This window comes from Paraburkholderia sp. BR14312 (genome assembly GCF_040948675.1).
Lineage (GTDB): Bacteria > Pseudomonadota > Gammaproteobacteria > Burkholderiales > Burkholderiaceae > Paraburkholderia > Paraburkholderia nodosa_A.
The window spans coordinates 18,993-45,669 of record NZ_JBFPKI010000016.1 but is presented as its reverse complement, the minus strand read 5'-3'; the positions used below and the strand labels follow the sequence as shown (position 1 = coordinate 45,669).

The window sequence follows — 26,677 nt, the reverse complement described above, 5'->3', positions numbered from 1 at the left end:
GCCTATCCCTTGCACGCCTCATATAGCGTATTGAGCCTGCGCACCGGATCCGCCACAAACGGGTTGCTCTCATCCCACGCGTACCCTGCCAGAACCGCACTGACCATGCGCCGGATCATGGGTGTCTGTCGCGGGTAGTAAATGATGTTCTGCAACTCGCCCGTGTACCAGCGCTCGACAAAAGCGCGGAACACGTCGATGCCCTTGCGCAACGGCATGTCGTAGTCGGCGTGCCAGTTCACCTCCGCGCCATTGAGTGCCCGCTCGAGCACCTTCGCGGCGAGTTGCGCCGAACGCAGCGCGATGGTGACGCCCGATGAAAACACCGGGTCGAGAAACTCGCCCGCATTGCCGAGCAGCGCGTAGCCTGGCCCATGCAAGCGTTCGACGTTGGCCGAATAGCCGGCGATCCGGTTCACGGGCATGAGGAACGGCGCGTCGCCGATCAGACGGTTCAACGTCGGCTCTTCGCGAATCAGCGCGTGCAGCAGCGCTTCGCGCCCGGCTTCCGCCACATCGAGGAAAGCGGCATCGGCAACACAGCCCACCGACGAGCGCCCGCCCGCGAGCGGGATCATCCAGAACCAGACGTCGCGGTGCTCGGGGTGGGTCGCCACGCAAATCTTGTTGCGGTCGAAGGCGTCAAGCGGCAACCCGTCGCGCACGTGGCTGAAGATCGCGGCACGGGTCGGCATGCCGGTGGGCGCCTCAAGATTCAGGAGGCGCGGCAGCACGCGGCCAAATCCGCTCGCGTCGAGCACGAAACGCGCGTGCACTTCATAGCGCGCCTGGTTTTCGTCGATCACCTCCAGCACCGGCGCGTCGCCCGCGCGCATGCCGGTCACCGTGTGGCCGAAGCGCACTTCGGCGCCCTGCTGTGCGGCGCAGCCGATCAACAGATCGTCGAACTTCGCGCGCTCCACCTGATACGTCGTGCCCCAGCCCGGCGAGTGCTTGTCGCGGAAGTCGTACGTCGAAGCGTGATCGCGCCACACGAAGTGAGCCCCATTTTTGTACTGAAAGCCGCCCTCCACCACCGCCTGCAACATGCCGGCCTCTTCGAGGTACGCCATGCTTTGCGGCAGAAGGCTCTCGCCAATCGAAAAGCGCGGGAAGTGCTGGCGCTCCAGCACGAGCACCGAACGCCCGGCCCGGCGCAAAAGGGCCGCCGCAACCGCGCCCGACGGGCCTGCGCCGATGATCGCCACGTCGACGGCTTCATACTGGGTTGGTTCGTTCGTCACTGTTTCTCCGAGGCTCTTTACCATAGAGTTCCTGTCCATTATTTCTCTGCGTCTTGCGCGTTCAGTAAGCCCAATGTGTACGCCGCGCTACGTCGGATCACACCGGGTTCCAGTTGCTGCACGGCGACTGCGCGAGTCTCCCGCTACCCACGGCCAGCGCGGACATTCTCTGCTCCCACCAGACCACCGGGGCCTGGATTCACACCTGGGTGAGGGGCTGCATCGTCTGAAGCCCGGCAAGCGTGAAACGCTGGTCAACGTCGAAGTTGACCTGAGCTGCTCGAGGCGGCCTGAGCCGCCCTGCACCGTGCTTCGCGCCGTTTTTCGTACTGTTTGGCGATCCCCGTCACTTCAGTTTGCCAGGATCACGAGATCGCCTGTGACGGCGATGGCCGCTGCACTCTGGCTCACGCCGCAGGTGTATTCGGTGGCCGACCCGGTTTCGCTGCCGTGAAAGCGCGTGGTCACGTTGATGACGGCGTTGGCGCCCTTGTTGTGGGCGTCCGCGCGCAGCTTGTCGAGTGCCATGGCGAGCACCTTGTTGCAGCTGGCCTCGGCGCCGTCGGTCGCGCGGGCGACACGCAAGGGATGCGAGGTATCACCGACGTGGCGCACCACTTCCGGATGCGGCTGCGCACCGAAATACACGGCGATCTTTGCGGCGGGGTCCGCGCTGGACGCGGCTTTCGCCGTCGAGAGCGAAGCTGCGGGCTGGATCGGCAGCGTGAGGCGCTGCGATCCGCAAGCGGCCAACGTCAGGCTGACGATCGCGGCGGTGCTCAGCGTGAGGCAAGTCTTTTTCATTGGAATCCTCATTATCTTCAGGGTTGCCCGAAACTTCAGACTGCATTCCAGGCGCGAAACACCAGGCTGACGCAACTGCCGCCGAACCCGAATGAAACCGACATCGCCGTATCGATGCGTGCGTCGCGCGTTTCACGCACGAGCGGCATGCCGGCGGCAGCCGCATCGAGTGCCTCGATGCCCACGGCACCCGCAATCCGGCGATCGCGCATCATCAGCAGCGTGTAAATGGCTTCGTGCGCACCGCACGCGCCGAGCGGATGGCCGCTGAGCGCCTTCGTCGACGAGAACGCAGGCACCTCGCCGCCAAACACGGCGCGCAACGCGAGCAGCTCCTCGACATCGCCAGATGGCGTCGAAGGCGCATGGGTGTTGATGTAGTCCGGGCGGCAGCCGGCCTCGGCGAGCGCCTCGCGCATTGCGCGCGCAATGCCGCCCGCCTGCGGCGCGACCATCTGCGCACCGTCGGTGCACTGGCCGTAGCCGGTCAGCTCCGCGTAGATGCGCGCGTTGCGCGCCTGCGCATGCGCGAGCGATTCGAGCACGAGGATGCCAGCGCCCGAGCCGATCACAAAGCCGTCACGCTGCGCGTCATAGGGCCTCGACGCCCGTTCGGGCGTGTCGTTGAAGCCGCGCGAGAGTGCGCCCATCGCGTCGAACATCAGCGTCATGTTGTCGTGCAGGCCTTCGGCGCCGCCCGCGAGCACGATGTCCTGGCGGCCCGTCTGGATCAGCTGCATGGCCTGGCCGATCGCGAGCGCGGAAGTCGTGCACGCCGACGAAGGCGAATACGTGACGCCTTGCATTCCGAACACGTGCGCAAGATTCGCCGATGTCGTGCTGCTCATCGCCTGCGGCACCGTATAGGGCGGCACGCGGTCGACCCCTCGGGTGTTCGCGCTTTCCATGGCCGCGTCGTACGCGGACATCGTTCCGACGCCCGAGCCCACCACCGCGCCGGCCCGAGGGCTGAGCAGCGCGTGTGCGTCGAGAGCGGCATCGGCGATGGCGCTGTGTGCGGCGTGGCAAGCGAAGCGCGCCGTGTCGCCCATGAAGCGTTCGGCCTTGCGCTCGAACGGTGTTTCGCCCGCAACCGAAGCCACGGCCGCCACCTGGCTCGCGAAACCACGTTCGCGCCACGCCTGAACGCGCGTGATGCCGCCGCGTCCGTCGCGCAAGCGCGAAGAAACGCCGTCGAGCGTATTGCCGAGGCACGAGACGATGCCCATGCCCGTCACGACGACGCGCTGCAAGCTGCGCGCTGATAGCGATGTCCGCATGCTCAACGCGCGCGCCGGAAGATCAGCGACGTGTTCACGCCGCCAAACGCGAAGTTGTTGCTCATGACGTGTTCGGCGTCTATCGTGCGCGGCTCGCCCCGGATGTAGTCGAGCGGCGCGCAGGCCGGATCGACCTGGGTCAGGTTGAGCGTGGGCGCGTACCAGTTGCGCTTCATCATCTCGATCGTCCACCAGGCCTCGATCGCGCCGCAGGCGCCGAGCGTGTGGCCGATATAGCTCTTGAGCGAGCTGATCGGCATGCGTGCACCGAAGGTCTCCGCCGTGGCCTGGCTTTCGGCCACGTCGCCGCGATCCGTGGAGGTGCCGTGCGCATTCACATACGCGATCGCTTCGGGGGCCAAATGCGCGTCGGCCAGCGCCTGGCGCATCGCGACCGCCATCGTCGCCGCCGTGGGCTGCGTGATATGCGCGCCATCCGAATTGCAGCCGAAGCCCACCACTTCCGCATGAATGCGCGCGCCGCGCGCCACGGCATGCTCGTATTCCTCGAGCACGAGCGTCGCCGCGCCCTCGCCCACCACGAGCCCGTCGCGCGCGGCATCGAACGGACGTGGCGTGAGTTGCGGCTCGTCGTTGCGCGTGCTCGTGGCATAGAGCATGTCGAACACCGCCACGCCGGGCCCCGAGAGTTCCTCGGCGCCGCCCGCGAGCATCAGCGTCTGTTTGCCGTTCGCGATCATCTCGTAGGCGTAGCCGATTGCCTGGCTGCCCGAAGCGCACGCGCACGACGTCGGCACGATGCGCCCCTTGAGGTCCCAGAAGAGGCTCACGTTCACGGCCGTGGTGTGCGGCATCATCTGCACGTAGCTGTTCGACGTCACATCGCTCATCGAGCCCGTTTCGAGCATCTTGCCGAACGCGCGCACCGGCTCGACCGAGCCCGCCGAGGACCCGTACGCCACCCCCATGCGGCCGTCCTTGATCGACGCATCGTCGAGCAGGCCCGCGTCGGCCAGCGCGTGCTCGCTCGCACGCACGGCGTAGAGCGAGACCGGGCCCATCGAACGCGTTTTCTTGCGCGGGTAATAGTCAGGCGCAGTGAACGCCGGCAGCGGGCACGCGAGGCGCGTATGCAGCGCCTCGATATAGTCCCAGTCGTGCACGCGCTTGACGGCGTTGACGCCGCCCTTGAGCGCGGCTTCGACCTGCGCCCACTGATCGCCGAGCGCGGTCGCGCCGCCCATGCCGGTAATGACGACGCGCTTCATCAGACCATCCCGCCGTTGACGCCGATGACCTGGCGCGTGACATAAGACGCCGCGTCGGACATCAGGAAGCCGACCACGGCCGCGACTTCGGCGGGCTGCCCCACGCGATTCATCGGCACGGCCTTGAGCGCGTGTTCGAGCGGCACGTCGTCGAGCATGCCCGTATCGACGAGCCCGGGCGCGACGCTGTTGACTGTGATGTTGCGCGTGGCCAGTTCCACCGCGAGCGCTTTCGTCGCGCCGATCAGCCCCGCCTTGGCGGCACTGTAGTTGACCTGCCCGCGATTGCCCGTGACGCCCGACACCGAGGCCACCGTTACGATCCGGCCGCCCTTGCGCGCACGCACCATCGGCATGACGAGCGGATGGACGACGTTGTAGAACGCGTCGAGGCCAGTTTCGAGCACGATGTCCCAGTCTTCGTCGGTCAGTGCGGGGAACGCGGCGTCGCGCGTCACGCCCGCGCAGCAGACGATGCCGTAGTAGGCGCCGTGCGCCGCCACGTCGTCTTCCAGCGCCGCGCGGCATGCGGCGCGCTCGCGCACGTCGAACTGCAGCACGCTGGCCGTGCCGCCCTGTGCGACGATGCCTGCCGTGACGGCATCCGCTTCGTTGCGTCCCGTGCGGCAATGCACGGTGACGGCAAAGCCGTCCGCGGCAAGATGGTAGGCGATCGCGCGACCAATGCCGCGGCTCGCGCCGGTAACGAGAACACGCCGGCTCATGATCTGGAATTCTCCTCGATGAAAGTCTGGAAATCGCGCGGCTGATACACCTTCACGGTGGCCTCGGCCAATAGTTTGTCTTCCTGATTGATGGTGCAGCCGTATGCGCCGTGGCCTTCTTCGCTGCGCAGCAGTTCGCTAACCGTCACGCTGAGTGGCGCGCCGCCTGCGAACGCAGCTTGAGCCGCCTCATAGCGGCGCGTGCCGGGCAGCACGCCTGGGCGCGCGGGCTTGCCTTCGCGCATCGACAGCAGGCCGACGTGGGCGGCGATCGCCTGCGCCATCAGTTCGATGCCGATCCATGCGGGCATCGCGCCCTGCTCGTCGGCGTACCACGCATCGGCGCGCACGCCGGCAAGCGCCGTGAGCGATTCGTCGCTGCATGCGGCGACCGAGTCGAGCAGCAGCATCGTGCCGCGGTGCGGGATGATCGTCTCGATCGGCGGGAACGCATCCGTCGGGGAGGAAAGAGCGGAATTCATGGCCTCGATCACCGTCCGAGTATGAGTGACACGTTGCTGCCGCCAAACGCGAAAGAGTTGCTCATCACGTATTGGCGCACGCCGTTGCGCGGCAAATGCCGCACGCCTTCGATCAGGTCGAGCGCGGGCAGCGCCGGGTCGGCTTGTCCGTCCCACAGATGGCGCGGCAGCGCGACGTCGTCGCGAGCGAGCGCGAGCCATGCCAGGCCCAGTTCGCTCGCGCCCGCCGCGCCGAGCGTATGGCCCGTGAGCGGCTTCGTGCCGCTCGCGGCCACGCCGTCGGGGAACACGCGCGCCATCAGATGCGCTTCCATCTGGTCGTTCTTGATCGTGGCCGTTGCGTGCAGGTTGACGTAGCCGATCGCGGCCGCGCCGATGCCCGCGTCGGCGAGGGCCGCGCGCAATGCAAGTTCGCCGCCCGTGCCCTGCGGGTCGGGCGCGGAAATATGGTGGGCGTCGCTCGACTCGCCCGCGCCCGCGAGCATCACCGGCCCTTCCTCGCGGGTCATCAGGAACACCGCCGCGCCTTCGCCGATGTTGATGCCGCGACGCTGCGCGCTCATCGGATTGGTTCGCACGGGGCTCGTCGATTCGAGCGAGGCGAAGCCTTGCAGCGTGAGCTCGCAAAGCGAATCGACGCCGCCCACGACGACGGCATCGCACAGGTTCGCCCGCAGCAGACGGCGCGCTGCGACGAATGCCTTCGCGCTCGACGTGCACGCCGTGGAGATCGTGTACGCCGGGCCGCGCAGATCGAGCGCCGCGGCGGCGAACGGCGCGGCCGTGCCGATCTCCATCTGGCGGTAGTCGAACGTCGAAGCGGCTTCTTGCTGCGCAGGCTGGGTGAACGTCATTTCCGCGGCGCTGATGCCCGACGTGCTCGTACCCAGCACGACGCCGATACGGCCCGCGCCAAAGCGTTCGCGCGCGGCTTCGATGGCGCTGCGGATCTGTGCCAGTGCAGCGAGCAGAAGCCGGTTGTTGCGGCAGTCGTAGCAGGCGAGCGATGCGGGCGGCGCGACGTCGAGCGGCGCCTTCACGCTGCCCGCGAACGCCGTACCGGTGCGTGTCGCGATCGGCCCCATGCCGGGCGCCTCGCCGCGTGTGAGTGCACCGACGATCGCAGGGACGTCGTCGCCGAGCGCGTTGACCATGCCGAGCGCATGCAAATAGACAGGGAGCGCCATCAGGCCTTTCTCCGTTGATTCGTGGGCATGCCGCTTGTTCCGCTTATGCCGATAGGCGCGAGCATGACGGACACCATGATGCCGAGCGACAGGGTGGCGCCGAAGCTCTTGAGCGCGGGCATCGAACTCATGCCGAGCATGCCGAACGAGAGCAGCGTGGTCGCGGCGGACAGCAGCACGCCCGTCCATACGGCGCCGCGATCGGTGGCAGCGCGCATCGCGCCTTCGCGCAGAAAGACGGCATAGTTCGCACCCACGCCGAGCACGAGCATCAGCGCCAGCATGTTGAAGAGATTGATGCGCACGTGCGCATAGCCGAACGCTGCGAGCGTGACGCCGATGGCGAGCCATACCGGAAGCGCGACCGCGATCGCCCCGCGCCAGCCATAGCGGAACATCAGCAGCGCGAACACGAGCGTGAGCGCGCCCGCGAGCCAGATCGCGCCGTCCTGTCGATACACGCCGAAGAGCCGCGACATGCTCGCCGCCTTGTCGACGAAGCTCACGCCGGGCAACGCGTGCGCGACGTCGAGCAGCGCGTGCGCATTCGCAGCGGACACGCCCTGCGGAATCACGATCGCCGCGAATGCACCGGGCGTGCTCGCGGAACGGCCGAGCCACAAGTGGCGGAACGGCTGCGACCAGGGTTCGGCAAGCCAGTCGTCCACGTGCAGCATGGAAGCGCGCGAGTGCGCCCAGGCATCGAGCCACGTTTGCGCCACCTCGTCACGAAAGCCCGCTGCGCCCAGCAGCGAGCGCAAGGCGGCGGGATCGGCGAACACATGCGCGCCGAGCAGCGCGCGATCGGCCCGCTGCCGCGCTTCGGACGGCACGAACGACGTCACCGATTGCCAGCCGCACAGCGCGGACGCGCCCGTGAGCGTGCCGAGCCGCGCGCACAACGCCTCGGTGCGCTCGAGCACGGCCTCGGGCGACGCGCCGCGCACGACGAAGAACTGCGCGCTGTTGTCGGCCCCCACCGCGCTCGACACCACGCGCTCCTGCGCGACGAGCGCCGGGTCCCGTTGGATCAGTAGATGAATGTCGTCATCGCTTCGCAGTTGCAGCCAGCCCGGCACGGCGATGACAACGAGCGCCAGCGCGACGCCCCACGCGCGACGGCCGCCGATCAGCGCCTGCCATTTCGCGAGCGAGGCCGCGGCCACCGCGAAGAGCGTATGCGGACTGCGGCGCGCGGGCTGCGTCATGAGGCTCGGCAGCAGCCAGACAACAGAAGCGAAAGCCGTGAAGATGCCGACGATGGCGAAGCACGCGATCTGCCTGAGCGCCGGAAACGGCGCGAACGTCAGAATGGCGTAGCCAAGCAGGCTCGTGCTGAGCGCCACCGTGAGCGCGGGCAGCACCTCCCGCGCGCCGCGCCGCGAATCCCAGCCGTGCCGCGTGCCGAGGTAGACGACGAAGTACTGAATGGAGTAATCGACCGCCTCGCCGATCAGGCTCGCGCCGAACACGAGCGTCAGCAGATGCAGCTTGCCGAAGACGAGCATCGTGGCCGCGAGCGCGCACACGATGCCGAGCGCGGTGGAAACGAAACCGAGCAGGATCAGCCGAGGCGAGCGGAAGATCCAGAGCATGAGCAGCGCGATGCCCACCGCCGAAACGATGCCGATCACATGGACGTCGCGCTCCGAGGCGCGCCGCGCAGACTCGGCATAGAACACGGCGCCCGTGCGCGCGACCGTGACGTCGGGCCACGACGTCTTGAGCGCCGCTTCGCCGTTTGCGACGGCAAGCAGCACGCCTCGCTGAACGTCGGATTCGTAGGCTGACCCAGGCAGCGTGCCGATCAAGAGCACGCTCGTGGTGTTGCCGTGGTGCGCAACGAGGAAACCGTCCTCGATGCTGAGATTCGATGCCGCGAGCGGCAGCCCTGCGAGCCATTGCTGAAGCCAGCCGAACGGATCGTCGGCGAGCGACGTTGCGAGACCCGCGTTCGGCAGGCCATAGAGGCGCTCGGCGAGCGCGCCGCGCAGCGTTTCGGTGCTCCCGGACGCAAGCACACGGTCTTGCGCCGTGAGCAGGCCAAAGCGGTATGGCAGGTAGAAACGCGCGATGCGGCCGAAGTCGAACGGCGGGACTTGCGCCGTCACCGAAGCGAACGCGTGACTCGCGCTCAGCACCGCGCCCAGTTGGCCCGCTGCCGCTTTCGCGTGCGCCGCGTCGCTGCTCGACACGAGCAGCACGGCGCGGTTGCCGAGCGCGCTCGCGAGTTGGTCCACGGCCTCTTCGGCCACGGGGTCGGCCTCGGTTGCCGGCAGCAGTGCGAGCAGGTTCGTCTGCAGGGGCGTCGGCCCCGCAAAGCGCCAGGCGCAATACAGCGCCGCCGCGAGCGCGAGCAGCAGCCACATGGCGCGCAGCGTCCACTGCCGCCACGGCTGGGTTGCGGTGCGAAGCTCCGAGGAACTCACTATGGCGTTCCGAAAAGTTTCTGGTCGGCGGGCAAGAGTTCGGACACCTGCGCGCTGCCGCTAAAGTCATACTGCGTGACGTCGCCGTTGGCGAACGTGATGCGCAAGCTGCGCAGGAAGTCGCCGCCTTCCATCTCGATGCCGCGCAGCGCCTGCGCGATCTGCGGCTGGCGCGGCACGAGGCGCATCTGCCATTGCGAAGGCGTGCCGCGCGCCGCTACGTCGAATTGCGAGTACAGCCCGCTCAGGTCGCCGCCGAGCATCGCCCGCATCATCTTCGCAATCTCTGCCGCACCGCGCGCGCCCTGCGCGCCGCCGTTCCGGGTGCGCTGATCGGGTTGACCGTTGGCATCGATCGCGGTGACACCGCTGTCGCGCATGACCCACGTTTTCCTGTACGGCGTTTCGACCTGCCAGATCACGCCGCGCTCGCGAAAGAACAGCAGCGAGCCCGTGCTGACGAGCGGGGCTTTCATCGCGGCAAGCGTCTGCGTTTGCGTGAAATGCGCACGCACGCCGTTCGCGCGCGCAAGCCGCGACGCGATCTGCGAGACGAGTGCCGCGTCGCCGGCGTCCGTGCTCACGTTCGCAGGTACCGTCGCGGCCTGCGCCGGCATCCACATCGACTGAAGCGCAAGCAGTGCGGCCCCCGCCGCGCATCGTTTCAACGCGCCCATGCACGCTCCAGCTTTTCGAACACGACAGGCGGCGAGACGAACTGCAGCTCCTGCGTGGCGGCGCTCACGGCGACCTGGATCGTGTAGCCCTTCGTGAGCCGCGTGCGCGATTCGCGATCGTAGACTTCGTAGCCGATTTTCAGGCGATTTTCGTACTCGAGCAGATGTGCGCAGACTTCGAGCTGCTGCCCATAAACGGCGGGCCGAACATACTTCAAATGCGCTTCGACGACGGGCCACACGTAGCCGGACGCCTGCATCTCGCGATAGTCGTAGTCGAACTTGCGCAGCAGCGCCGCGCGGCCGAACTCGAAATACTTCAGATAGTGGCCGTGCCAGCAGACATTCATCGCGTCCACGTCATGGAACGGCACTTCCACATTCGCGCTCGCGCTCAACATCGGCGCAACCTTGCGTGATTCGCTCATGGCGTGCCCTCCGCGTTCGGCCCGAGGAATTCGCCGGTTGCGATTCGCTCCGTCATGGCGCGCAGTTCGTGTTCGAGCGCACGGTCCTCACTGGGGCGCGCCCAGAAATCGTAGAAGTTGAACCATTGGTAAGGCGCCTTGCGGCAATAGTGTTCGAGGCGCGACGCGAAGCGCTGCGCCCATGCCGCAATATGCTCGGCGCGGCCCCGCCGCGGCAGCTCGATACGCTCGGCGAACGGCTCGAAGTAAAGCCGGTAGCCCGTGCGCTCTTTCAGGCAGAACAACAGATAAACGGGGCACGCGAGCGCATGCGCCAATACATAGGGTCCCTGAGCAAACGCGGCGGTCTCGCCGAGGAATTGCGCCTCGGTGGTACGGCCCGTTTCGCGCGCGGGCGTGCGGTCGCCGACGATGACGAGCAGCTCGCCGCGCTCGATGCGCTCCTGCATCATCAGCGCCGTTTGCGGGCCGAAGTCGCTCACCGGCACGAGATGCTGCGCGAAATCGTGATGGGCGGTAGCCAGCACGCTGTTGAAGCGTTTCGCGTGCTCCGTGTAGACGATGGCCGTCACCTTCGTCTGCGCGCCGCGCACGGCCAGCGCCCGCGCCATCTCGAGGTTGCCGTGGTGCGAGCCGATCACGAGCGCGCCGCGGCCGCTCGCGATCAACGCGTCGAACGCGCGTGGGTCGTCGATCTCCACGTCGGCCGGACCGACGCGGCCCGTCCAGGCGGCCAGCTTGTCGAAGCCCGATTGCGCGAACGAGAGCATATGGCGGTAGGCCGTGAACCAGCCGGGGCGCGGCGTCTCGCGCTCCGGCGAACACTGCTGCAGCCGGTCGAAATAGCGCCGCGAGGCGTCCCGCGCGGGGCGGCCCGTCACGAGGAAGTACGCGACGATCGGATGCAGCCAAAGCGCGGTGAAGCGCCGCCCGAACAGGCCGCAACTCCAGGCGAGCAGCGCCATGCCGAGCCGGCTGCCGCGTTCGGCAGTGCGCCACCACGGGTCGTTGCCGTCGCCCGCAGCCGCCGTCCGTGCCAGAACCTGCGGCAGGACCTTATGCACGAGGAGCAGCGGCAGACGCGCGAGCATGCCTGCGACGAGCCGCGTATGGCTGCGGCTGATACGCACGTTGTCCCACAGCACGTCGAAATGCGAGACGCCATCGGCCGCGTAGGTGACGGCGGTCGGAATCGAGACGAACGCCACGCGCCGCCAGTGCAGGCGCACGAGAATCTCGATGTCGAAGTCCATGCGCTCGGGCAGCTTCACGCTGTCGATCAGCGCGCACGCGAGGTCGAGCGGATAGAGGCGAAAGCCGCACATCGAATCGCGAATCGTGAACGAGAGCGTCTCGATCCACACCCACACGTGGGTCAGATAGCGCCCATAGAGGCGCGCTTTCGGCACACTCTCGTCGTACACGGGCTGGCCGATCACGACCGCGCGCGCATTGGCCTGCGCTGCCGCGAGAAAGCGCGGGACGTCCGCGGCGTCGTGCTGGCCGTCGGCGTCGATCTGCAGCGCGTGCGTATAGCCGGCGTCGCGCGCGACGCGCAGCCCCTCCATCACCGCCGCGCCCTTGCCGCCGTTCACGGCCAGGCGCTGCAGCGTGAGCTTGCCGGCGTAGCGGCGCGCGAGGTCCGCCAGCACCTGCTGGGTGGCTTCGTCGCTGCCGTCGTCCACGACGATGAGCGGCAGGCCGTGGACCATCAGATTCGCCACGGTGCCGCCGATCGCGTCCTTGTGGTTGTAGATCGGAATGACGATACAGGCCGCGAGGCTCATGCGGGCTCTATATGAACGCGTCCCGTTTGCAACAGTTCTCGTGTGTTCCGACTGACAGGATGGGCTGCATCTCTATATCCGGGCTTCTTGTGGCGAATATTACTGCCACGGCCCCCTATGAAATACGCTGACTCGCACCTCATTCCCTGGTCGTGCTCGAAGCTCCAGATCGCATGCAGGTTTAGCGAGTCCCGGTCCTACCTGGTTTGTCATCACACTCGATTGCTGCGCAACCTTTCGACGTTCACCCTGTGTTAAACGTTAATCTTCAGCGTGGCATTTACCGATCAAACCGGCTTTGTGCCCACGTAACCCTTCTGGTACGACCGGTCATGGGCCAATACCGCCCAGATCGTTCGCGCCATCTTGTTGGCCAATGCGACGATCACGACGTTTTTTGGCCTGCGCTTGAGCATCTGCTCGACCCATTCACCGGGCTCCTTTGCGTTCTCGATCACGCTACGCGCACCGTGAATCAGCAGCGTGCGCAGATACGTATCGCCGCGCTTCGATATGCCGTGCAGGTTCACCTTACCGCCCGAACCCGTCTGTTTCGGTACGATCCCAACCCACGCAGCAAATTCGCGCCCCGAACTGAACGCTTTCGCGTCGCCCATCATCGCGACTGCCGCCGTCGCGGTCAGCAGCCCGACGCCGGGAATTTCGCTGATCGCTTTCACCGCCTTATCTTCCTTCTTCCACTCACGCATGCGCCGCTCGATCTCCGCAACTTGCTCGTCCAGCTTCGCCAGCCCGTTCCATTGTTCGCGTAACGTGTCGATGAGCACAGCAGGCAGGCGCTCTGCGATTCGTTCGAGCACACCCGGTATTTCCTTGTCCAGCTTCGCCCGCCCCTTGCTCATCACCTCGCCGCATTCCGTCAGAAGTCCTCGAAGGTTGTTGACCTGCATCGTGCGGAACTTCACAAGCTGCTGCCTCATCCGGTGCAGTGCGAGCATCGCCTGCTGCATCTCGGTCTTTACCGCGACCGGCTTACCCGGCTGCTGCACGGCCAGCCAGATTGCTTTCGCGTCCGCTGCATCGTTCTTGTTCCTGATGTTGAATGCCTTCACGAACTCCGCCGGCATCAGTTTCACCTCGTGGCCCATCTTCGTCAGTTGTCGGGCCCAATGGTGCGCCCCACCGCACGCCTCCATTCCGACCAGGCAAGGAGTGCGGTTCGCGAAATGCTCGAGGAACTTCGCCCGCTTGACCGGCTTGTTCACGATTTCGCCAGTTTCCTGATCGACGTAATGCACCTGGAACACGTTTTTCGCTATATCCACCCCCACTGCTGTACGATTAACCAGTGGATCCTCCGGTTGCCTTGGAAAACTTCGTATTTTCCACTTTGGGCACTTCGATGCCGTTGGCCCGTGAGGATCCACCTGCCTTTTCTTCCTACTCGGTCACGGGGTGGGACGCGTTCATTTCATTCCCTGTATACGAAAGCGCCGGACGCGCAGTCACGCTCGCCGACGCGCCACGCGAACGCTATGCGCCGGCGCGCGGCGTCGTGCTTGAGCACGAGCTTGAGCAGCACGCCCGGCGGCACCGGCATGGTGAATTTCAGTTGATCGATCGAGGCGAGCGCGCGCACGCCGGGCACCCAATCGCGTGCGAAACGCATCGCCCAGTCCACCTGCACGACACCCGGCAGAATCGGCAGGCCCGGAAAGTGGCCCGCGAAATGAACGAGCGTGTGCGGCACGCGTAATTCGAATGCCCGCCCTTCTGCGTCGTCCCATTGAGCGAGCAGCTCGAACCCTTCTTCGCTGGCCGCGAACGCGCGGGCAACCGCTTGTGCCTGAACCTTGCCGCGCGAGTCGGCTGGCAGCGCGCGATGAATGCGCCAGTGGCGCGGCAGAACGACAGTGTCGAACCAGGCGGCGAGATGGCGGCGCAATGCTTTCAGGAGCAGAACGCGGCCGTCGCGACGCAGCGTTTCGCGGCCCTCTGCGGTGAGCACCACGAGCGCGCCGATGCGCTCGCGCGAGCCGCCTTCGAGCAGCACCGTTCTCACTTCGGCAATGCCAGGATGCAGCAGCAGCTTGCTCTCCATCTCGCCGAGCGACACACGCTTGCCGTCGAGCTTGACCACGCGGTCGAGACGCCCTTGCAGCACGAAGCGGCCGTGCTCGTCGAACGCGGCCTTGTCGTCGGTGCGATGCCAGCCGTCGTGGCTCAGATGCGGCGAGCGCACTTCGAGCGCGCCGCCCTCTTCCGCTGCGCCTGCGCGCACGGCGATGCCCGGCATGGGCGTCCACGCTTGCGCTTCGGTTTGTCTGCGCCAGGCGATGCCACCCGTCTCCGTGCTGCCATAAATCTCCAGTGGCGCGGCGCCGAACGTGGCGGCATATTGCTTCGCCGTGTCGAGCGGCAGCGGGCCGCCCGACGAGAAAAACGCGCGCGGCTGCGGACCGAGTGTCGCGAATCCCGGCAGATCGGGCCAGCGCGAGAGCTGCGCAGGCGTCGAAACAACGACGGTCGCGTCACACTGCGCCGAACATTCGGCGATACGCCCCTGCAATTGCGCCGGGTCGGCACAGGTCGCGCGGCCAAACGGCCTTCCCGCGGCCAGTGGCCAGAAGACGCGGAACAGCAGCCCGTAAATGTGATGATGCGGCACGCTCGCGAGCACGGCCGCGTCGCCCAGCAGCGCGCCCCATGCGGCTTCCAGCGTATGCACTTCGGCGTCGAACTGCGCGAGCGTCTTGTGTACGGGCTTCGGCGTGCCGCTGCTGCCCGACGTGAAGAGCGTGAGCATCGCATTCGCGTCGATCGCCATGCCGGGTTCGACGGGTTGAACCGCAGCCGTGTCGGCGCACCACGCCGCAAGCTCGTTTTCGTCGAGCACCGCGTCGTACGCGTCGCTCAGTTCGGCGAGATAGCCCGGCGTCGCGTTCGCCGGAATCACGGGCACCTTGCCGGCCGCAAGCAGTCCGAACAAAGCGCAGGCGAACAGATACGGGTCGTCGCTCCAGAGCGCGAAGCGCAGGCCCGGCCGCGTGCGCAGGCGCGTCGCAATGGCCAGTGCATGCGCACGGAACGTAGCGAAGGCCGTCACGTTGGCGCCATCGACGCAAACCACGCTGCGCGGCTCGCGGCAGCGCGTCGCGAGAAGCTCGTGCAACGCAATCACGCCGCCTCCCGTCGCGCACCACGCGGCAGCATGATCCATTTACGCCAGACGAACTCGCCGGCGAGCAGCGCGCCGATGATCACATAGGCGAGCATGCCGTTGTAGAGCGACCAGGCGCGAGTGGGCCAGGCAAGCGCCGTCCAGGCTGAAAACACACTATTCAAAGCGAAGAAAACACACCAGAGCTGCGTGACGCGGCGCGTATAGCGCACGATGTGCACGGGCGGATCGGCATAGGTCAAACGTGCGAATTTTTCGACCATCGACGGCCCCTTTACCAGGGTCGCGCCGCATGCGACGAGCAGCCCGAGATTCACGAGTGAAGGATACAGGCGCATGAGCCGTTCGCTATTGGTGATGACGATGGCCACCGAGGCGACATTGAGCATGACGGCCACGGCCCAGTCCACCGGCGTGAGCTTGCGCAGCGTTGCCGCGAGCGCGCCCGTGCCGGCCACGCGCTGCATCCAGAGCAGCACCAGCAGCAACAAGCCCACGAAGCGCGGCGAATCCCAGCGCCACGCGCAGAGAATCACGACCGGGTAGGCGAGACCCGCCAGCAGCTTCCACTTGCTGCGCGCCCGGCTGTCTGCCACGTTGCTTTCACCCGCAGCGTCAGGCTCAGCCGAGGCGTGCTCGCGAAGAACCGTCACGAATGGCCTCAAGCCTGGGTCACGAGCAGCGACTCGACCGCGGCGATCACGTCGCCCACCGTGCGCACCTGTTTGAACTCTTCCGGCTTGATGCGGCGGCCCGTCATTTCCTGGAGCTTGATGGCCAGATCGACGGCGTCGATACTGTCCAGATCCAGTTCCTCGAACAGATGCGCCTCCGGCGTGACGCGCGCCGGATCGATATCGAAGTTCTCGTGAAAGATCTCGCGAATACGGTCGAGAATTTCAGCTTCGTTCATGATTCAATCCCCTTTCCCTGCAGTGGCTTCCAGCGCCTCGTTTTTGTTTGCCTGGCCCGCGACGAGCGCCGCGAGCGTGTTGATCGACCGGAAGTAGCCGCGCACGTTTTCGTCGTCGGCGTTGATGGTCAGTTGATAGTGCTGGCGCAGCACAATGCCGATCTCCAGCGCGTCGATCGAGTCGAGTCCCACGCCGTCGGTGTCGAACAGCGGCGCGTCGTCGTCGATATCGGCGGGCGTGAGATGCTCGAGATCGAGCGCCTCGATCAGGAGCCGCTTAATTTCCAGTTTTAAAGTATCCATAGTCAAACAGGTGCTGTGTGATTTGCGCCTCGATGGTGCGCGTGACGTTGCGCGCGGCGAGTGCGGAAGGCATGTCGCGCGGCGCGAGCGGCTGCACGCCGATGGGCGCCAGCACGTTCACGCTCATGCGGAAGGGTCGCTGCGGAACGTGATACCAGCGCATCTGCTTGGTGAAGGCGGGCGGATCGCAGTGCATGAGCACGGGCAGAACCGGCGCGCCGGCCTCGAGCGCCGTATGCGCGAAGCCGCGCGAGAACGCGTGCAGGCGATTCGGCGCGGGGCTGCGCGAGCCTTCGGGAAAAATGATCATGCTGTAGCCGTTCGCGATCTGGCGCGCGCAGTCCTGCACAAAGCCTGCGGGATCGGCGTTGCTCACGTACTCGGCAGCGCGCACGATGCCCCAGAAGCACGGGTTGCGCCAGTGCGCATTCTTCACGACGCAACAGGCCGAAGGCGTGAGCGCGAGCAGCACCACCACGTCGAGATAGGTGGGATGGTTCGCGACAACGATGGCGGGTGCGCCCGAGCGCAGCGCGTTCGCGCCGGCCACGTCGAGCTTCATGACGCCCGCGCGCTGCAAGGCGGCCACGAGCGAGCGGAAAAACCAGTGAATGACGGTGGTAACCGCGCGCTGCCGCGAAGCGCGATGCGGCCAGACCGCTGCGAGCGGAAATAAGATCACCGAGAAGAGCAGCCCGCACGCGCCGAACAACGCGAGACAGAAGCCGGTGGCGAAGAGCCGCCAGCCGTGATCAAGCCGAGCCGACATGCCAGCTCCATTGCCATGTGCCGCCCCTGCCCTGCCACGCGGCGCTTTCGCCGCCGCTCAGGCAGTGATGCAGCGCTTCGCTTTGCGTAGCGAATTCGCGCGCCTGTGCTGCCGGGCCCTGCTTGTTTTCTGTGATGGAGCAGGCGAGCCGGCCTTGCGGCGCCTCGCTCGCATCGAGCAGCAACGCGAACGCGCCGCGCTGCACCTCCTGCTCGACCGTGCCGTAGCGCGCGTCGGCGGGTTCGTCGGCGTAGACGATCAGGACCGGGCTTTCGGGGTCTTCCGTATGCAGCGCATGGCCTTCGAGCAGCGCGTAGCCCAGCGTCTGTGCCCCTGCCGAGAGGGCCGTAGCCGGCGAACGGTCGCCGCGCACGATGCCGAACAGCCCCGTCATCGCATTGAGCACGGAAAGGCTGAAGGCGTTCGGCGAAACAGGCTTGTTTGCCTCGATGTCGCGCAGAATGTCCGTTGTGCGGCGCAACTCGCCGTGCCGCGATGCGAAAACCACGCGCGTCCTGGTTTGCGCATCGACGCAGTCGCCCGCCACCTTCAGCGCCATCCGCGAAAGCGCGCTCAGGCGGCGGCGCATCATCGGATCGACGAACGCAACCTCAGGCACACTTTCCGATGCGGAAGACCAGAAGGACCAGCGCGCCACGGGCATGGTCCACGACAAATCAGGCATAGGGGTTGACGATAACGGCGGCCGCAGCGTGCGGGCTCTCGACCCCGGACGGCGTGTGTTTATTCTTCCTCGGCCCGTAAATTTTCTGGGCAAAGCACTCGTTTATCCTTAAACAACATGCTATGCGGATCATTTAGGGCGCGCGGCTCTCATCCAGGGGGTTGCTGTCCGCCAACCACTGCGTCCCTCCTCCTCGCGTCGTTTTCCACTCCAGGCACTGTGTGCAAAGCGTCGTCAAGTGCCGCGATGCACCTTACTGGTCGCCGGATCTGACATCGTCAAAAAATGTCAAAGATGCAGTAGAACTACACTCAAGCTGTCCGCCCTCCCCCGAATAGCATGCCAGTCTCTCGCTATGCGCGAACCGGCCTGCCGCCCGACAGTTTCTCCAGCCTTGCAGAACGCCTTCGAGGGCCCATGCGCGCGTTGCCCCGTCCGGTAACTCGCAGGACGTGACTGCTGTCGTAGCTCACGGGTTAGGCTGTCTCTATTTACCTGACATAAACGATGCACACAAAGGGGATCCAGACTTTGTCGCTCATGCACTGGATGTGAAAAAAAGCGCGCCATGCCACCGGCGCGCAAACGAGAGTTCCACCCACTTTGGCGACTTGCAAGGACCGGATGCAGCCGCCATCGCTAGGCTAAGGTAACCAGGCAGAAAAAACTGTCAGGCAATGTCAGTGCGTAATGCATAACCCAAGGCAATGCATCAGACGTGAGGACTTGTTGATCGCCGTGCGCGCGCCCGATGCAGACCTTTACCTGCAGGGGTTTCGAACTGGTGCGGCAGCACGTACCCTTGTTCATCAGGTCGTGGTCATGAAGGCTGCGATGCCGCGTGACCCGGTAGCGAGTGGTTTACGTGATCGAACAGTGACTTTGCCGCCCCCACTGCGAGCGCCTGGTCGATATCCGACGTCTGCCACTGGCCGCCGCTATCCTTCGAAAACAGCAAATCGACGTGCAGGGCCTTGCCCACATCGTTCGCGTCCACTGCCTGCATGGATATGCTGACTCTACAGTCGAACGTCTCGGTGCCAATGTTGCTTATTTTCACGCAATCGCCATCGGGCTTGACCGACGCAACGGTCGCTGATGTCGGCAACGGATTGCCGATCAGCGCATTGACACCGCCTTTGTTGATTGCGTCCAGCGCGCGACGCACTGCGGCATCGATGTCACCTGCGCCCGGTCCATTGTGAAACCAGTCGCATGCCGTCACTGACAGGCATGCAACGATGACACCCAGCAATTTTCCTTTGTTCATCCATCTCTCTATCAATTGAACCACGCGATCCTAGAACGATCGCGCCATTCCGTATGGCTCGGCCCAACCGTCTATGACAAAGCGGCACAGGCCCCGTTGGTCCAAAGCAAGTCCCTGCTTCATGCCGCAGCTTCCTGAGCTTCCTGCAGCTGGCGTCCGAAGTACTGCATCCGCTCCCAGGCTGCAGCAAAACGATGATAGGGCACGGTGTTAGTCAGCCGGTCGTGTATCGCGATCGCGTTTGCGATGGCTACCTGCTCGGCATCCGAAACCACCCAGGCTCCGCCAGCATCCACACGCGCCACCATGTCATCGAGCGCCGTTTCCGCCATACCGAGCAGAGCGGCATCCCCGGATCCGGAGCCTTGCATGAAGCGTGCATGGTAGACCGCCTGCATGAGTCTGATGGCCTCGTCCTGGCCACCCCGCCGCGCAGCTAGCACCGACAGTGCAAGATGGTATTCGAGCGAGAGCGCCCGCGCCTTCTGAACGGGAAGCGGCAGCAGCATGTCGCGCATCAACGGGCGCCGGCCCTTCCCCCTTTTGCCCCGTCGAGCCTTGCTCATTGGTGCCCCCCCAAAACGTCAACCTCACGGCCGGCGCTACTTGAGCCAACGCTGCGAGCGCAGTGGCGGTCAACCACGAAGGAAATCCTCAAAATTGCGCCCTCATCTGGAAGCCCAGCGTGACGATTGACGCAGATCGCCGGACATTGCCTGGAGGGCCGGCCCCGAACGCGCTAGAAACCGCGTGTCGAGATAAGAACAAGTCATGCGCCACGTAGTTCATCAGCGACACGAGAGCACCACGACTCCGCCGATCCCTTCTCCATTCGGCAAGTTGGCCGAGTAGCCGAGAGCAACCAGCGGGTGAGTTGCGTCGTGCCCCACGACCACCGACTGGATGGACAGCTGCCCGTCGGTCGCAGTGGCGTTCAGCGGCATTTGCGATTTCGTCAGGGTGTTGAGGCTGGTCCCATTGATCGACATGCTCAGATTGTTCAGCGTTCGCGCACCCAGGTCGAGCGTGGGAGGTCGCACTGAGCGTGCCGGTGGGACCGCTCTCAGTGTTCGCAACCGTGTCTGCAATCGACTGGGTACAGACTAGCGCACCGCTCGTCGCCGAAAGCGACAGGGGCGTGCCGACAGCATAGTGAAGACCCTGCTGACTGGTATAGGTATTGCCGTCTGTGTCCTCGGCCTGAATCCAACGGCCAATCGCGACATCGCTGCCAACCCCCTGAATGTCGGTTACCGTGCCGTGCGCGAGCCCCAGACGGTCAGTCGCCGCAGCCGATGACGCCAGCGTTGTAAACCCACCCCCCGTTTGCTGCACTTGACGCGACGCGGGCGCAGCAGGAGCCCTGAAATTCCGGTTCTTCTGGTAGGCGGCGGGCAAGCTGGGTACGACCACTACGGCAAGCTCACCATTGTTCGACGCCACTTGCGCGGCCGACCCGGAATAGGTAAAGCTGCCCGCCTGCCTGCATGCTGCCTGGGCGGACGGCGGCTGGCCAGCGGCCGTCGAGGGCGTGGAAGTTGAAGAAGGTGAGGAGGACGACGAAGCAGATGTGCTCATGCCGGCGCCCCGCCATCGCCGCTCCCGCCACAGGCGAACAGGATCGCCATGATCAGGGTAACAGCGAAAAGAAAGGGCCGATGAAACGATGATTGCATAGTTGGGTTCTCGATGTTGGCCCCGGCATCGGGCGTTTTAGAACTGTCCCGTCAACTGGAATCCCAGCGTGACGCGGGCCGTATGGAATTCGGCCGGCTTGTAGACCGGCATGCCAGCGAAGAAGTCATGAGAAGCCCGCATGCTTCGCGGGCATGCCGACACGGATGCCGATGACCGCACCGGCCCGTTGCGTGCTGGCGAGGACCGCCGTTCCTGGAACGAACACATGGCCGTAGTCGATGCCCGCGTAGAGAGTTTGCCCCGTCTGCCCGAGAGGCAACTGCAGTTCGTTGCGCCAGTAGAATCCGTGCTCGGCAGCGAGCATCTTCTCGCCGTCAAACCCGCGTACTGTGTAGCGGCCGCCGATCGTGAGATCATCCAGATAGAAAAGCGAGTCACCCTTGTACTGGCCGTGCAGCCTCGTCACGTAGCGCAGGGCCTGCTTGCCGATCGCGAACGGCACCGAAAGGTTCGCGTCGAGCGTTGCCATGTGGAGGCGATAGGTCGGTCCGGTGGGGTATGGGTCAGCCGTTGCGCCCAGCCCGCCAACGCCCTGGCGATAGGCGAGCGTGCCGTTGAACTGCGCAGCGCCGAGGTAATGCCGATCGGTCAGGCCGCCCTCAATGAACGTGTTGTTGCGGGCCTGCTGCGCAATCGCGGTATCCGCGATGAAGCTCGCGCCCCAGCGCTTGATAAGCTGGAATTCGAGGCCCAGGATATCGCCCTGGCTGCGGCGGATCACGCGCTGGATCTCGCGGTTCATTTCGGGCAGCGTGTCGGGCACCTCGACGTCAAACTTGTCGATACGGAAGCATGGCGTGTCGACGGGCAAAACCGGCCATTCGCCCGCCATCGGCGCAGTCGAACGCACAGTCGCCGCAGCGACGCTCGACGCGCGTTGGTGCGCGTCGCGCTGCTGCTGGACCTGCTGTTGTTGTTCGGCATTGGCGCGCGCCGCTGCCGCTACGTCGGGCGGGGTCTGGGCGTTCGAGGCGAGCGACGCAAAGTCTGCGACCGGCAGCAGTACCAGCATCTTCTTATTCTTCTTCATCGGAGTAAATTATTTACCGCCGCCCGCTTCAACTAATATTTTCAGCATGTCGGCTGATGTGAAATTCGGGATGGTGTTTCCTATCTCATTGAATTTCATAGACGTCGCTCGATGTTCGGCGGACATTGTCTATACCAGAGACGAGGCTAATTAGCGCGAGCGCGCCACCATGCGCTCGACGTGCTGATTCTAGGCAAGCTCAGACCATCACACTGTCAATCTTTGTCAGGCCCAAGACATAAAAAGGCCAGCCCGAAGGCTGACTTGCCGTTCGTCTCGCGCGCAACGCGGTTTTCACTAAATCCGCCGCTGCAGCCATTGCGGCTCCCCGTTCATCCGCGCGGTGTCCTCCTGCCGCTCCAGCGGCACCGGGTGTCTCGCCGTATGGATGTCCTTCGGCACACGGATCGCTACCTGCGTATGCTGCTACGTGCTCGTGAGCTGAGCGTGGCCCAGCATTACCTGCACGAAGCGCACGTCCGCCCCGTTCTCCAGCATCAGCGTCGCCATCGCGTGACGAAACAGGTGGCAGGAACCTGGAGTTGACCCTGTAATCCCGCACCAGCTCCCCAAGTTGCGGACCGCTCGGCTCGCCCGTCAGCGCCAGGAACAGCGTTCCGTCGTCCTGCGCCAGCCGCGCCTCGCCTGGCTCCGGCAGCGCGGCGGCGCATGGGATTGCTGGCTGCCCGGCTCAGCCGCACCGTGTACCTCAAAAGTCTGGAAAAGGACGAATGCCGGCCGGTCGAAACGGCTCCTGCGGCACATCCTCGGCCAGAGGGACGCCCTCGAATCCCGGCTGCGGGAGTTGATCGAGAAGGACGCGAGGGAGTTCGACGAGGTGGTGCGGCTGCGCGTCGCGCGCAATGCGGCAGGCAAACCCGAGGCGAAAAGCGCCCTGGCGCGCCAGGCTAACGACCTGCGGGCAGTCGCGACGGATAACGCGTTCAGAAAAGCCCGCCTGTCCATGTCCTTGGCTCGAGGTTAGTGATGACCCAGGTCAGGCTGGTCGACGGGCCACCCCTTGCTATTTATCACGGTCGAATATCGAGGTGATCCTCGATGCTGAGCATCACCCTGCCCTGGCACCTTCGCATAAAAGCCGCCATGCGCTCGTATTCGTTGGAAGGAAAAGTCAAGTAATAGCCCTCGATCTAGCGGTACGGCATCACCGCGGAAGAACGTATAGGGACGGACATAGCGCGTCATGCACTCATGCCACTGCAGGTTTTCAACCTGCGCGCCCGCGAGCCGCAGATGCATGGCCGAGAGGCCGTCTTCAATCCGTCAAGGCTGCCCGCCGGGCCGCCTCATACAGCGCCGCGGCGAGCGCACGATCGCCGGCGCTGCGCCCTCGCTCTGCTCAGCCGTCACGTCCAGCGCCTGCAGTCCCGTTCGCCGAAATCGGTGAGCCCGCAGTCAACGTTATTTGAATCGGGATACGCATTCGCCGAGCCGCCGGCAAATTGCACGTGCCGCGCCTGCCTTGGAACAAATCAGCGACAGTGTCGCGTATGCCCGCTGCCAGCGCGGCGTTTTTTTCTGACAATGTCTGACATCGCGTTCCGCGGTAGCCCTATAGAATCGTGGACAAGTTCCGGTTACTCTCCGAAAGCGCATCGACCGGAACCCAGAAAGCCCCGGGATTCCCCACGCACGGCCCGGGGCTTTCGTCTTTCCGTGTCACGCGCTTAATGATCTCAAGACCAACCAGATTCGCCACCGGATTAGCGATGTTCGGACGTGAGACCCGGGATTTGACCTGAGCGCTCGCGCGTCGCAGTTGCCCACGTGGAATTGATGCCCGTCGTCACATACGTGATCGTTGGACGGCCAAACGAGGGTGCACAACCGCCACGGAATCGAGCCCTTGGCTGGTGCCCGCGATCTGCCCGCTAGACAGACCCCACAGATGACCATCATCGATGCGCGCATGGAGCCCACCTGCCCCGCTGTTCTGGACGAATTAGTGGACCAGAAAAGTCGATTCAAAGTCGGTCATCCCGTTGTTTACCCGGCATCCCCTCGTTCGTCATGTGTCTTCGCCGGTCACAGCTTCATCTGCACTTTATTCGGTCTACTCAGGATCAGCTTGATCCGCCGGCCCGGAAGCTTCTTTAGGAGGCGCCTCTTCCTTGATCTCGTAGGATGGATCGCGCACCCAACGGCTCAGGTCCTTGCTAATCGCAATTGTCGTGCGGTCGAGAATCGAACAGCTCCCCTTGAACCCGCCCCATACGCCGCCGACCGACCAGCGGTTAATCTTCGTATGACGAGTGACCTTGCCGTCTTCAATCAGATCCGCCGTCACCGTCGTAGCCTTGGGGCCGCTCCACATGCCGCCGCCGACGCCCAGCACGTGGGTGATCTGCAATCGGAGAACCTTTGCATCGCCCGCGTCGGTCTGCGATGCGACGGTACCGTCGCCGGTTCTGTTGATCTTGCGCAGCGCCATGCTGATGTGGCGCGTCAGCATGTCTTCGATGTGGCATTCGTTCCGGATCTGTTCAACTACGCTAGCGTCCGGCGCATAGGTCACCGGAGTCTCCAGTAGAACCTGGCTTGCAGCGAAGCTGGAGGTCGTCGAGAGACAGAGGACGATGAGAAGAAGGGTTTTCATAACGGGCGAATAAGTGTTAAGTGACACGCCAGCGCGACACGGTTTGACCATGCTCCCACGGCAAACCGCTTGCAGTGATGCCGAAGTTCGGCGCCTGTGCGCCCGAAGGCGCGATCTACGCACTGGAAAGCGTCTTTGTGAGACCAAAAAAGCCCATCGCGGCAAAGGCGGCGTGACGGATGGCGAGCAGGGTAATACAGCGCTGTTCAGACGGCGCGCTTGCGTCCCCCCGGGTCTCGCCATCTGCGATGGCCACCTCCATGACGGCGACGAGCATTTCCCAAAGCTTGCGTACGAGAAGCCAACGACAGCGATTGTTCATTGCTCTGCGCCCGACGATACCAGATAAAGCCGAGCCGATTGCAGGGCGCTCCCCGCTACTTGAGTTTCAGTAGCGCGTAGAACTGGCGAGGCTACATGATTGAGGACATGGTCGATCCAGGGCAATTCTCAGGGAGTGTCAGATTTGACGATTCATGACAGAAACGTTGCTCGTCGGCGATGATTCCGTCCGTCCTTGTTGCGCCCGCACTCAATATGACTGATCCTGTCGGCGTGGGCTTGAGTCAACTCACGCTCTCTTCAGCGCCGCCCCGTCGGGCGTGGCATTCTTTTTTGTTTGGTCGTCTGCCTGGACGGTCAGGGTTTATGGACATCCGTTTGTTCTACGCCTGTTCGCCAATCGTGCTTGCGCTTTTCAGCATCGCACTGGTGACTTTCGTTGCGAAGCGTGGGGCTCACTGGAGCGAAGCGGTCTCGCCCTTCAACATGACACCGTGCCGGACTGGTACGCCCGCGATAGCGGTCACAGGTCGAGTACTGCGTGCCTTCGCCTCCGATTGCGCTGAACCTGTATTTGCTGGTATGAGCTCACTCTACCGGTCGCAGGCGCAATGAAGGTACACGTTAACGCCAACAAGGCGCTGCACTGGCTCAATGAGCATCAACCCGCGAGCGCGGGCCAGCTCGCATCCACAGGGATGATGAGTCGCAGGGAGGCTGCGGACGCCATCGCATACTGCGAGCGTCACGGCGTATTCAAACGCGTCAATGCTAGAGGAAGCAATTCTGCCGGGCTGCATCTGTACGTACTCACTGGCCGGCCACTACCGGCCGTGAAACAGCGATCCACTGAGCCCTGCTTTGATGCACTCCTCACGGCATGGGGAATTGCGACCGTGCCGCCCGTTCTCACTGCAAAGGTCTCGTCGAGACGGGGGGAAAATTGCTGAGGCAACTGGTCACGACACGCAGCGGAACACCTCGACCGAGTTTCATGTGCAATGCTTGAAGAACATCGCTTCGTCGCCCGATTACATTTTCAATCACGTTTTTGCGCTGCTCGTCGTTACCAGGTGAGCCGCGCAGTAACCCGGGGAGCCCGGACCGCGCGAATTCTTGGGCTTTCGTCTCCAAATCTATGTGCGCATCCGATCGCCGCGTGTGATCAACCGGAGTCGTGATGCACCATCTGCAGGCGATCCGGTACGTACTGGCGGGCGGTGCGATATGTGTGGCGTTCGTGATTGTCCATCGGAACGCCGCCAACAACATGCGGACGGACCGTCAGCCATCGCGCCCGGCGAATGATAGTACTGGTGCCGAGCAGAACGGCAAACAGGGGCTGCCCGTTAGGAAGAGGCTCCGCGGGAATTACCGTGACGATTTTTGACTGGGTCGCAGCGGCTTCGCCCAAATCGGAGCAAGGGGCTTCCTGCGCCGTTGCTTTGTGGGAGAACACACCGCGCAAGGCATCGCCTTCGGATCTTTCGTAAGATTGCGCCGTTCGCGCCTCTCGTCGCCTCGTCACCCAACATGAGCAGCCCCTCGGAGGCGCGGTCCCAATCGATTGCTATCTGCCTTCGCTACCGAAACTTTGCACTAACCGCACGGCGATGTTCCTGCCGTCCGCGCAGGGGTGGGCAATCGCGGCGTCCCATTCAGCACCGATCCGACCTCTCGACGACGGACGCGCCAT

25 protein-coding genes and 1 pseudogene are annotated in these 26,677 nt (G+C 64.5%); 1 reads left to right on the top strand and 25 read right to left on the bottom strand.

The window, feature by feature from the left end:
- Nucleotides 1–2: 2 nt before the first annotated feature.
- The 23 genes and pseudogenes from AB3X98_RS35475 to AB3X98_RS35365 form a co-directional block, all read right to left on the bottom strand.
- The gene (locus AB3X98_RS35475) at nt 3–1,268 is read right to left on the bottom strand and encodes an NAD(P)/FAD-dependent oxidoreductase (RefSeq protein WP_368610393.1); all 1,266 of its coding nucleotides are present in this window, start codon (nt 1,266–1,268) and stop codon (nt 3–5) included.
- Nucleotides 1,269–1,595: 327 nt separating this feature from the next.
- The gene (locus AB3X98_RS35470) at nt 1,596–2,048 is read right to left on the bottom strand and encodes a signal peptidase (protein WP_368604626.1); all 453 of its coding nucleotides are present in this window, start codon (nt 2,046–2,048) and stop codon (nt 1,596–1,598) included.
- A 35-nt stretch (nt 2,049–2,083) separates the two neighbouring features.
- Nucleotides 2,084–3,328, bottom strand: a complete 1,245-nt coding sequence (locus AB3X98_RS35465; protein WP_368610392.1) for a beta-ketoacyl synthase N-terminal-like domain-containing protein — start codon at nt 3,326–3,328, stop codon at nt 2,084–2,086.
- A gap of 2 nt (nt 3,329–3,330) precedes the next feature.
- Nucleotides 3,331–4,557, bottom strand: coding sequence for a beta-ketoacyl-ACP synthase (locus tag AB3X98_RS35460; RefSeq protein ID WP_368610391.1), 1,227 nt, complete (start codon nt 4,555–4,557; stop codon nt 3,331–3,333).
- A complete protein-coding gene (locus AB3X98_RS35455) occupies nt 4,557–5,282 on the bottom strand; it encodes a 3-ketoacyl-ACP reductase FabG2 (RefSeq protein WP_368607191.1) in 726 nt (241 codons plus the stop codon). The genes AB3X98_RS35460 and AB3X98_RS35455 overlap by 1 nt, the downstream gene beginning before the upstream one ends.
- Nucleotides 5,279–5,764 (bottom strand): hotdog family protein, encoded by a 486-nt coding sequence (locus AB3X98_RS35450; protein WP_368610390.1) that lies wholly within the window; start codon nt 5,762–5,764, stop codon nt 5,279–5,281. Before AB3X98_RS35450 ends, AB3X98_RS35455 begins: the two co-directional genes overlap by 4 nt.
- A gap of 8 nt (nt 5,765–5,772) precedes the next feature.
- The gene (locus tag AB3X98_RS35445) at nt 5,773–6,954 is read right to left on the bottom strand and encodes a beta-ketoacyl-[acyl-carrier-protein] synthase family protein (RefSeq protein WP_368610398.1); all 1,182 of its coding nucleotides are present in this window, start codon (nt 6,952–6,954) and stop codon (nt 5,773–5,775) included.
- Nucleotides 6,951–9,320, bottom strand: a complete 2,370-nt coding sequence (locus AB3X98_RS35440; RefSeq protein WP_368610397.1) for an MMPL family transporter — start codon at nt 9,318–9,320, stop codon at nt 6,951–6,953. The genes AB3X98_RS35445 and AB3X98_RS35440 overlap by 4 nt, the downstream gene beginning before the upstream one ends.
- Before the next feature lie 59 nt (nt 9,321–9,379).
- A complete protein-coding gene (locus AB3X98_RS35435; RefSeq protein WP_368607169.1) occupies nt 9,380–10,003 on the bottom strand; it encodes an outer membrane lipoprotein carrier protein LolA in 624 nt (207 codons plus the stop codon).
- 41 nt (nt 10,004–10,044) lie between these two features.
- Nucleotides 10,045–10,485 (bottom strand): acyl-CoA thioesterase, encoded by a 441-nt coding sequence (locus AB3X98_RS35430; protein ID WP_368610389.1) that lies wholly within the window; start codon nt 10,483–10,485, stop codon nt 10,045–10,047.
- Nucleotides 10,482–12,272 carry a glycosyltransferase gene (locus AB3X98_RS35425; protein WP_368610388.1) on the bottom strand — a complete coding sequence of 597 codons (1,791 nt, stop codon included), beginning with the start codon at nt 12,270–12,272 and terminating at the stop codon, nt 10,482–10,484. Before AB3X98_RS35425 ends, AB3X98_RS35430 begins: the two co-directional genes overlap by 4 nt.
- A 287-nt stretch (nt 12,273–12,559) precedes the next feature.
- Nucleotides 12,560–13,582, bottom strand: a complete 1,023-nt coding sequence (locus AB3X98_RS35420; RefSeq protein WP_368606845.1) for an IS110 family transposase — start codon at nt 13,580–13,582, stop codon at nt 12,560–12,562.
- A 122-nt stretch (nt 13,583–13,704) separates the two neighbouring features.
- Entirely contained in the window at nt 13,705–15,414 is a 1,710-nt protein-coding gene (locus AB3X98_RS35415) for an AMP-binding protein (RefSeq protein ID WP_368606844.1), read from the bottom strand.
- A complete protein-coding gene (locus AB3X98_RS35410; RefSeq protein ID WP_368606843.1) occupies nt 15,411–16,010 on the bottom strand; it encodes a hypothetical protein in 600 nt (199 codons plus the stop codon). Before AB3X98_RS35410 ends, AB3X98_RS35415 begins: the two co-directional genes overlap by 4 nt.
- Before the next feature lie 65 nt (nt 16,011–16,075).
- Nucleotides 16,076–16,327, bottom strand: coding sequence for an acyl carrier protein (locus AB3X98_RS35405; RefSeq protein ID WP_028208535.1), 252 nt, complete (start codon nt 16,325–16,327; stop codon nt 16,076–16,078).
- 3 nt (nt 16,328–16,330) lie between these two features.
- Nucleotides 16,331–16,630 carry a phosphopantetheine-binding protein gene (locus AB3X98_RS35400; protein WP_368606841.1) on the bottom strand — a complete coding sequence of 100 codons (300 nt, stop codon included), beginning with the start codon at nt 16,628–16,630 and terminating at the stop codon, nt 16,331–16,333.
- Nucleotides 16,605–17,399: a lysophospholipid acyltransferase family protein gene (locus AB3X98_RS35395; protein ID WP_368606840.1), complete on the bottom strand. Its 795-nt coding sequence runs from the start codon at nt 17,397–17,399 to the stop codon at nt 16,605–16,607. The genes AB3X98_RS35400 and AB3X98_RS35395 overlap by 26 nt, the downstream gene beginning before the upstream one ends.
- The gene (locus AB3X98_RS35390) at nt 17,383–18,084 is read right to left on the bottom strand and encodes a beta-ketoacyl synthase chain length factor (RefSeq protein ID WP_368606839.1); all 702 of its coding nucleotides are present in this window, start codon (nt 18,082–18,084) and stop codon (nt 17,383–17,385) included. The genes AB3X98_RS35395 and AB3X98_RS35390 overlap by 17 nt, the downstream gene beginning before the upstream one ends.
- Before the next feature lie 820 nt (nt 18,085–18,904).
- A complete protein-coding gene (locus AB3X98_RS35385; RefSeq protein WP_368606838.1) occupies nt 18,905–19,354 on the bottom strand; it encodes a hypothetical protein in 450 nt (149 codons plus the stop codon).
- A 119-nt stretch (nt 19,355–19,473) separates the two neighbouring features.
- Nucleotides 19,474–19,872 carry a hypothetical protein gene (locus AB3X98_RS35380; RefSeq protein WP_368606837.1) on the bottom strand — a complete coding sequence of 133 codons (399 nt, stop codon included), beginning with the start codon at nt 19,870–19,872 and terminating at the stop codon, nt 19,474–19,476.
- A gap of 270 nt (nt 19,873–20,142) precedes the next feature.
- Nucleotides 20,143–20,343, bottom strand: a complete 201-nt coding sequence (locus AB3X98_RS35375) for a hypothetical protein (RefSeq protein ID WP_368606836.1) — start codon at nt 20,341–20,343, stop codon at nt 20,143–20,145.
- Nucleotides 20,344–21,067: 724 nt separating this feature from the next.
- Nucleotides 21,068–22,064 (bottom strand): annotated as a pseudogene (locus AB3X98_RS35370) (ShlB/FhaC/HecB family hemolysin secretion/activation protein).
- Between the two features lie 444 nt (nt 22,065–22,508).
- Entirely contained in the window at nt 22,509–22,655 is a 147-nt protein-coding gene (locus AB3X98_RS35365; protein WP_368606835.1) for a tyrosine-type recombinase/integrase, read from the bottom strand.
- A gap of 1 nt (nt 22,656) precedes the next feature.
- Here AB3X98_RS35365 and AB3X98_RS35360 point away from each other — a divergent pair, with 1 nt between their 5' ends.
- Nucleotides 22,657–23,067, top strand: coding sequence for a hypothetical protein (locus tag AB3X98_RS35360; RefSeq protein ID WP_368606834.1), 411 nt, complete (start codon nt 22,657–22,659; stop codon nt 23,065–23,067).
- 1,089 nt (nt 23,068–24,156) lie between these two features.
- On the opposite strand, the gene AB3X98_RS35355 is transcribed toward AB3X98_RS35360, so the two are convergent.
- Together AB3X98_RS35355 and AB3X98_RS35350 are read right to left on the bottom strand one after the other, a co-directional pair.
- On the bottom strand, nt 24,157–24,618 hold the full coding sequence (locus tag AB3X98_RS35355) for a hypothetical protein (RefSeq protein WP_368606833.1): 462 nt from the start codon (nt 24,616–24,618) through the stop codon (nt 24,157–24,159).
- A gap of 196 nt (nt 24,619–24,814) precedes the next feature.
- Nucleotides 24,815–25,021 carry a hypothetical protein gene (locus AB3X98_RS35350; RefSeq protein WP_368606832.1) on the bottom strand — a complete coding sequence of 69 codons (207 nt, stop codon included), beginning with the start codon at nt 25,019–25,021 and terminating at the stop codon, nt 24,815–24,817.
- Nucleotides 25,022–26,677: the final 1,656 nt, after the last annotated feature.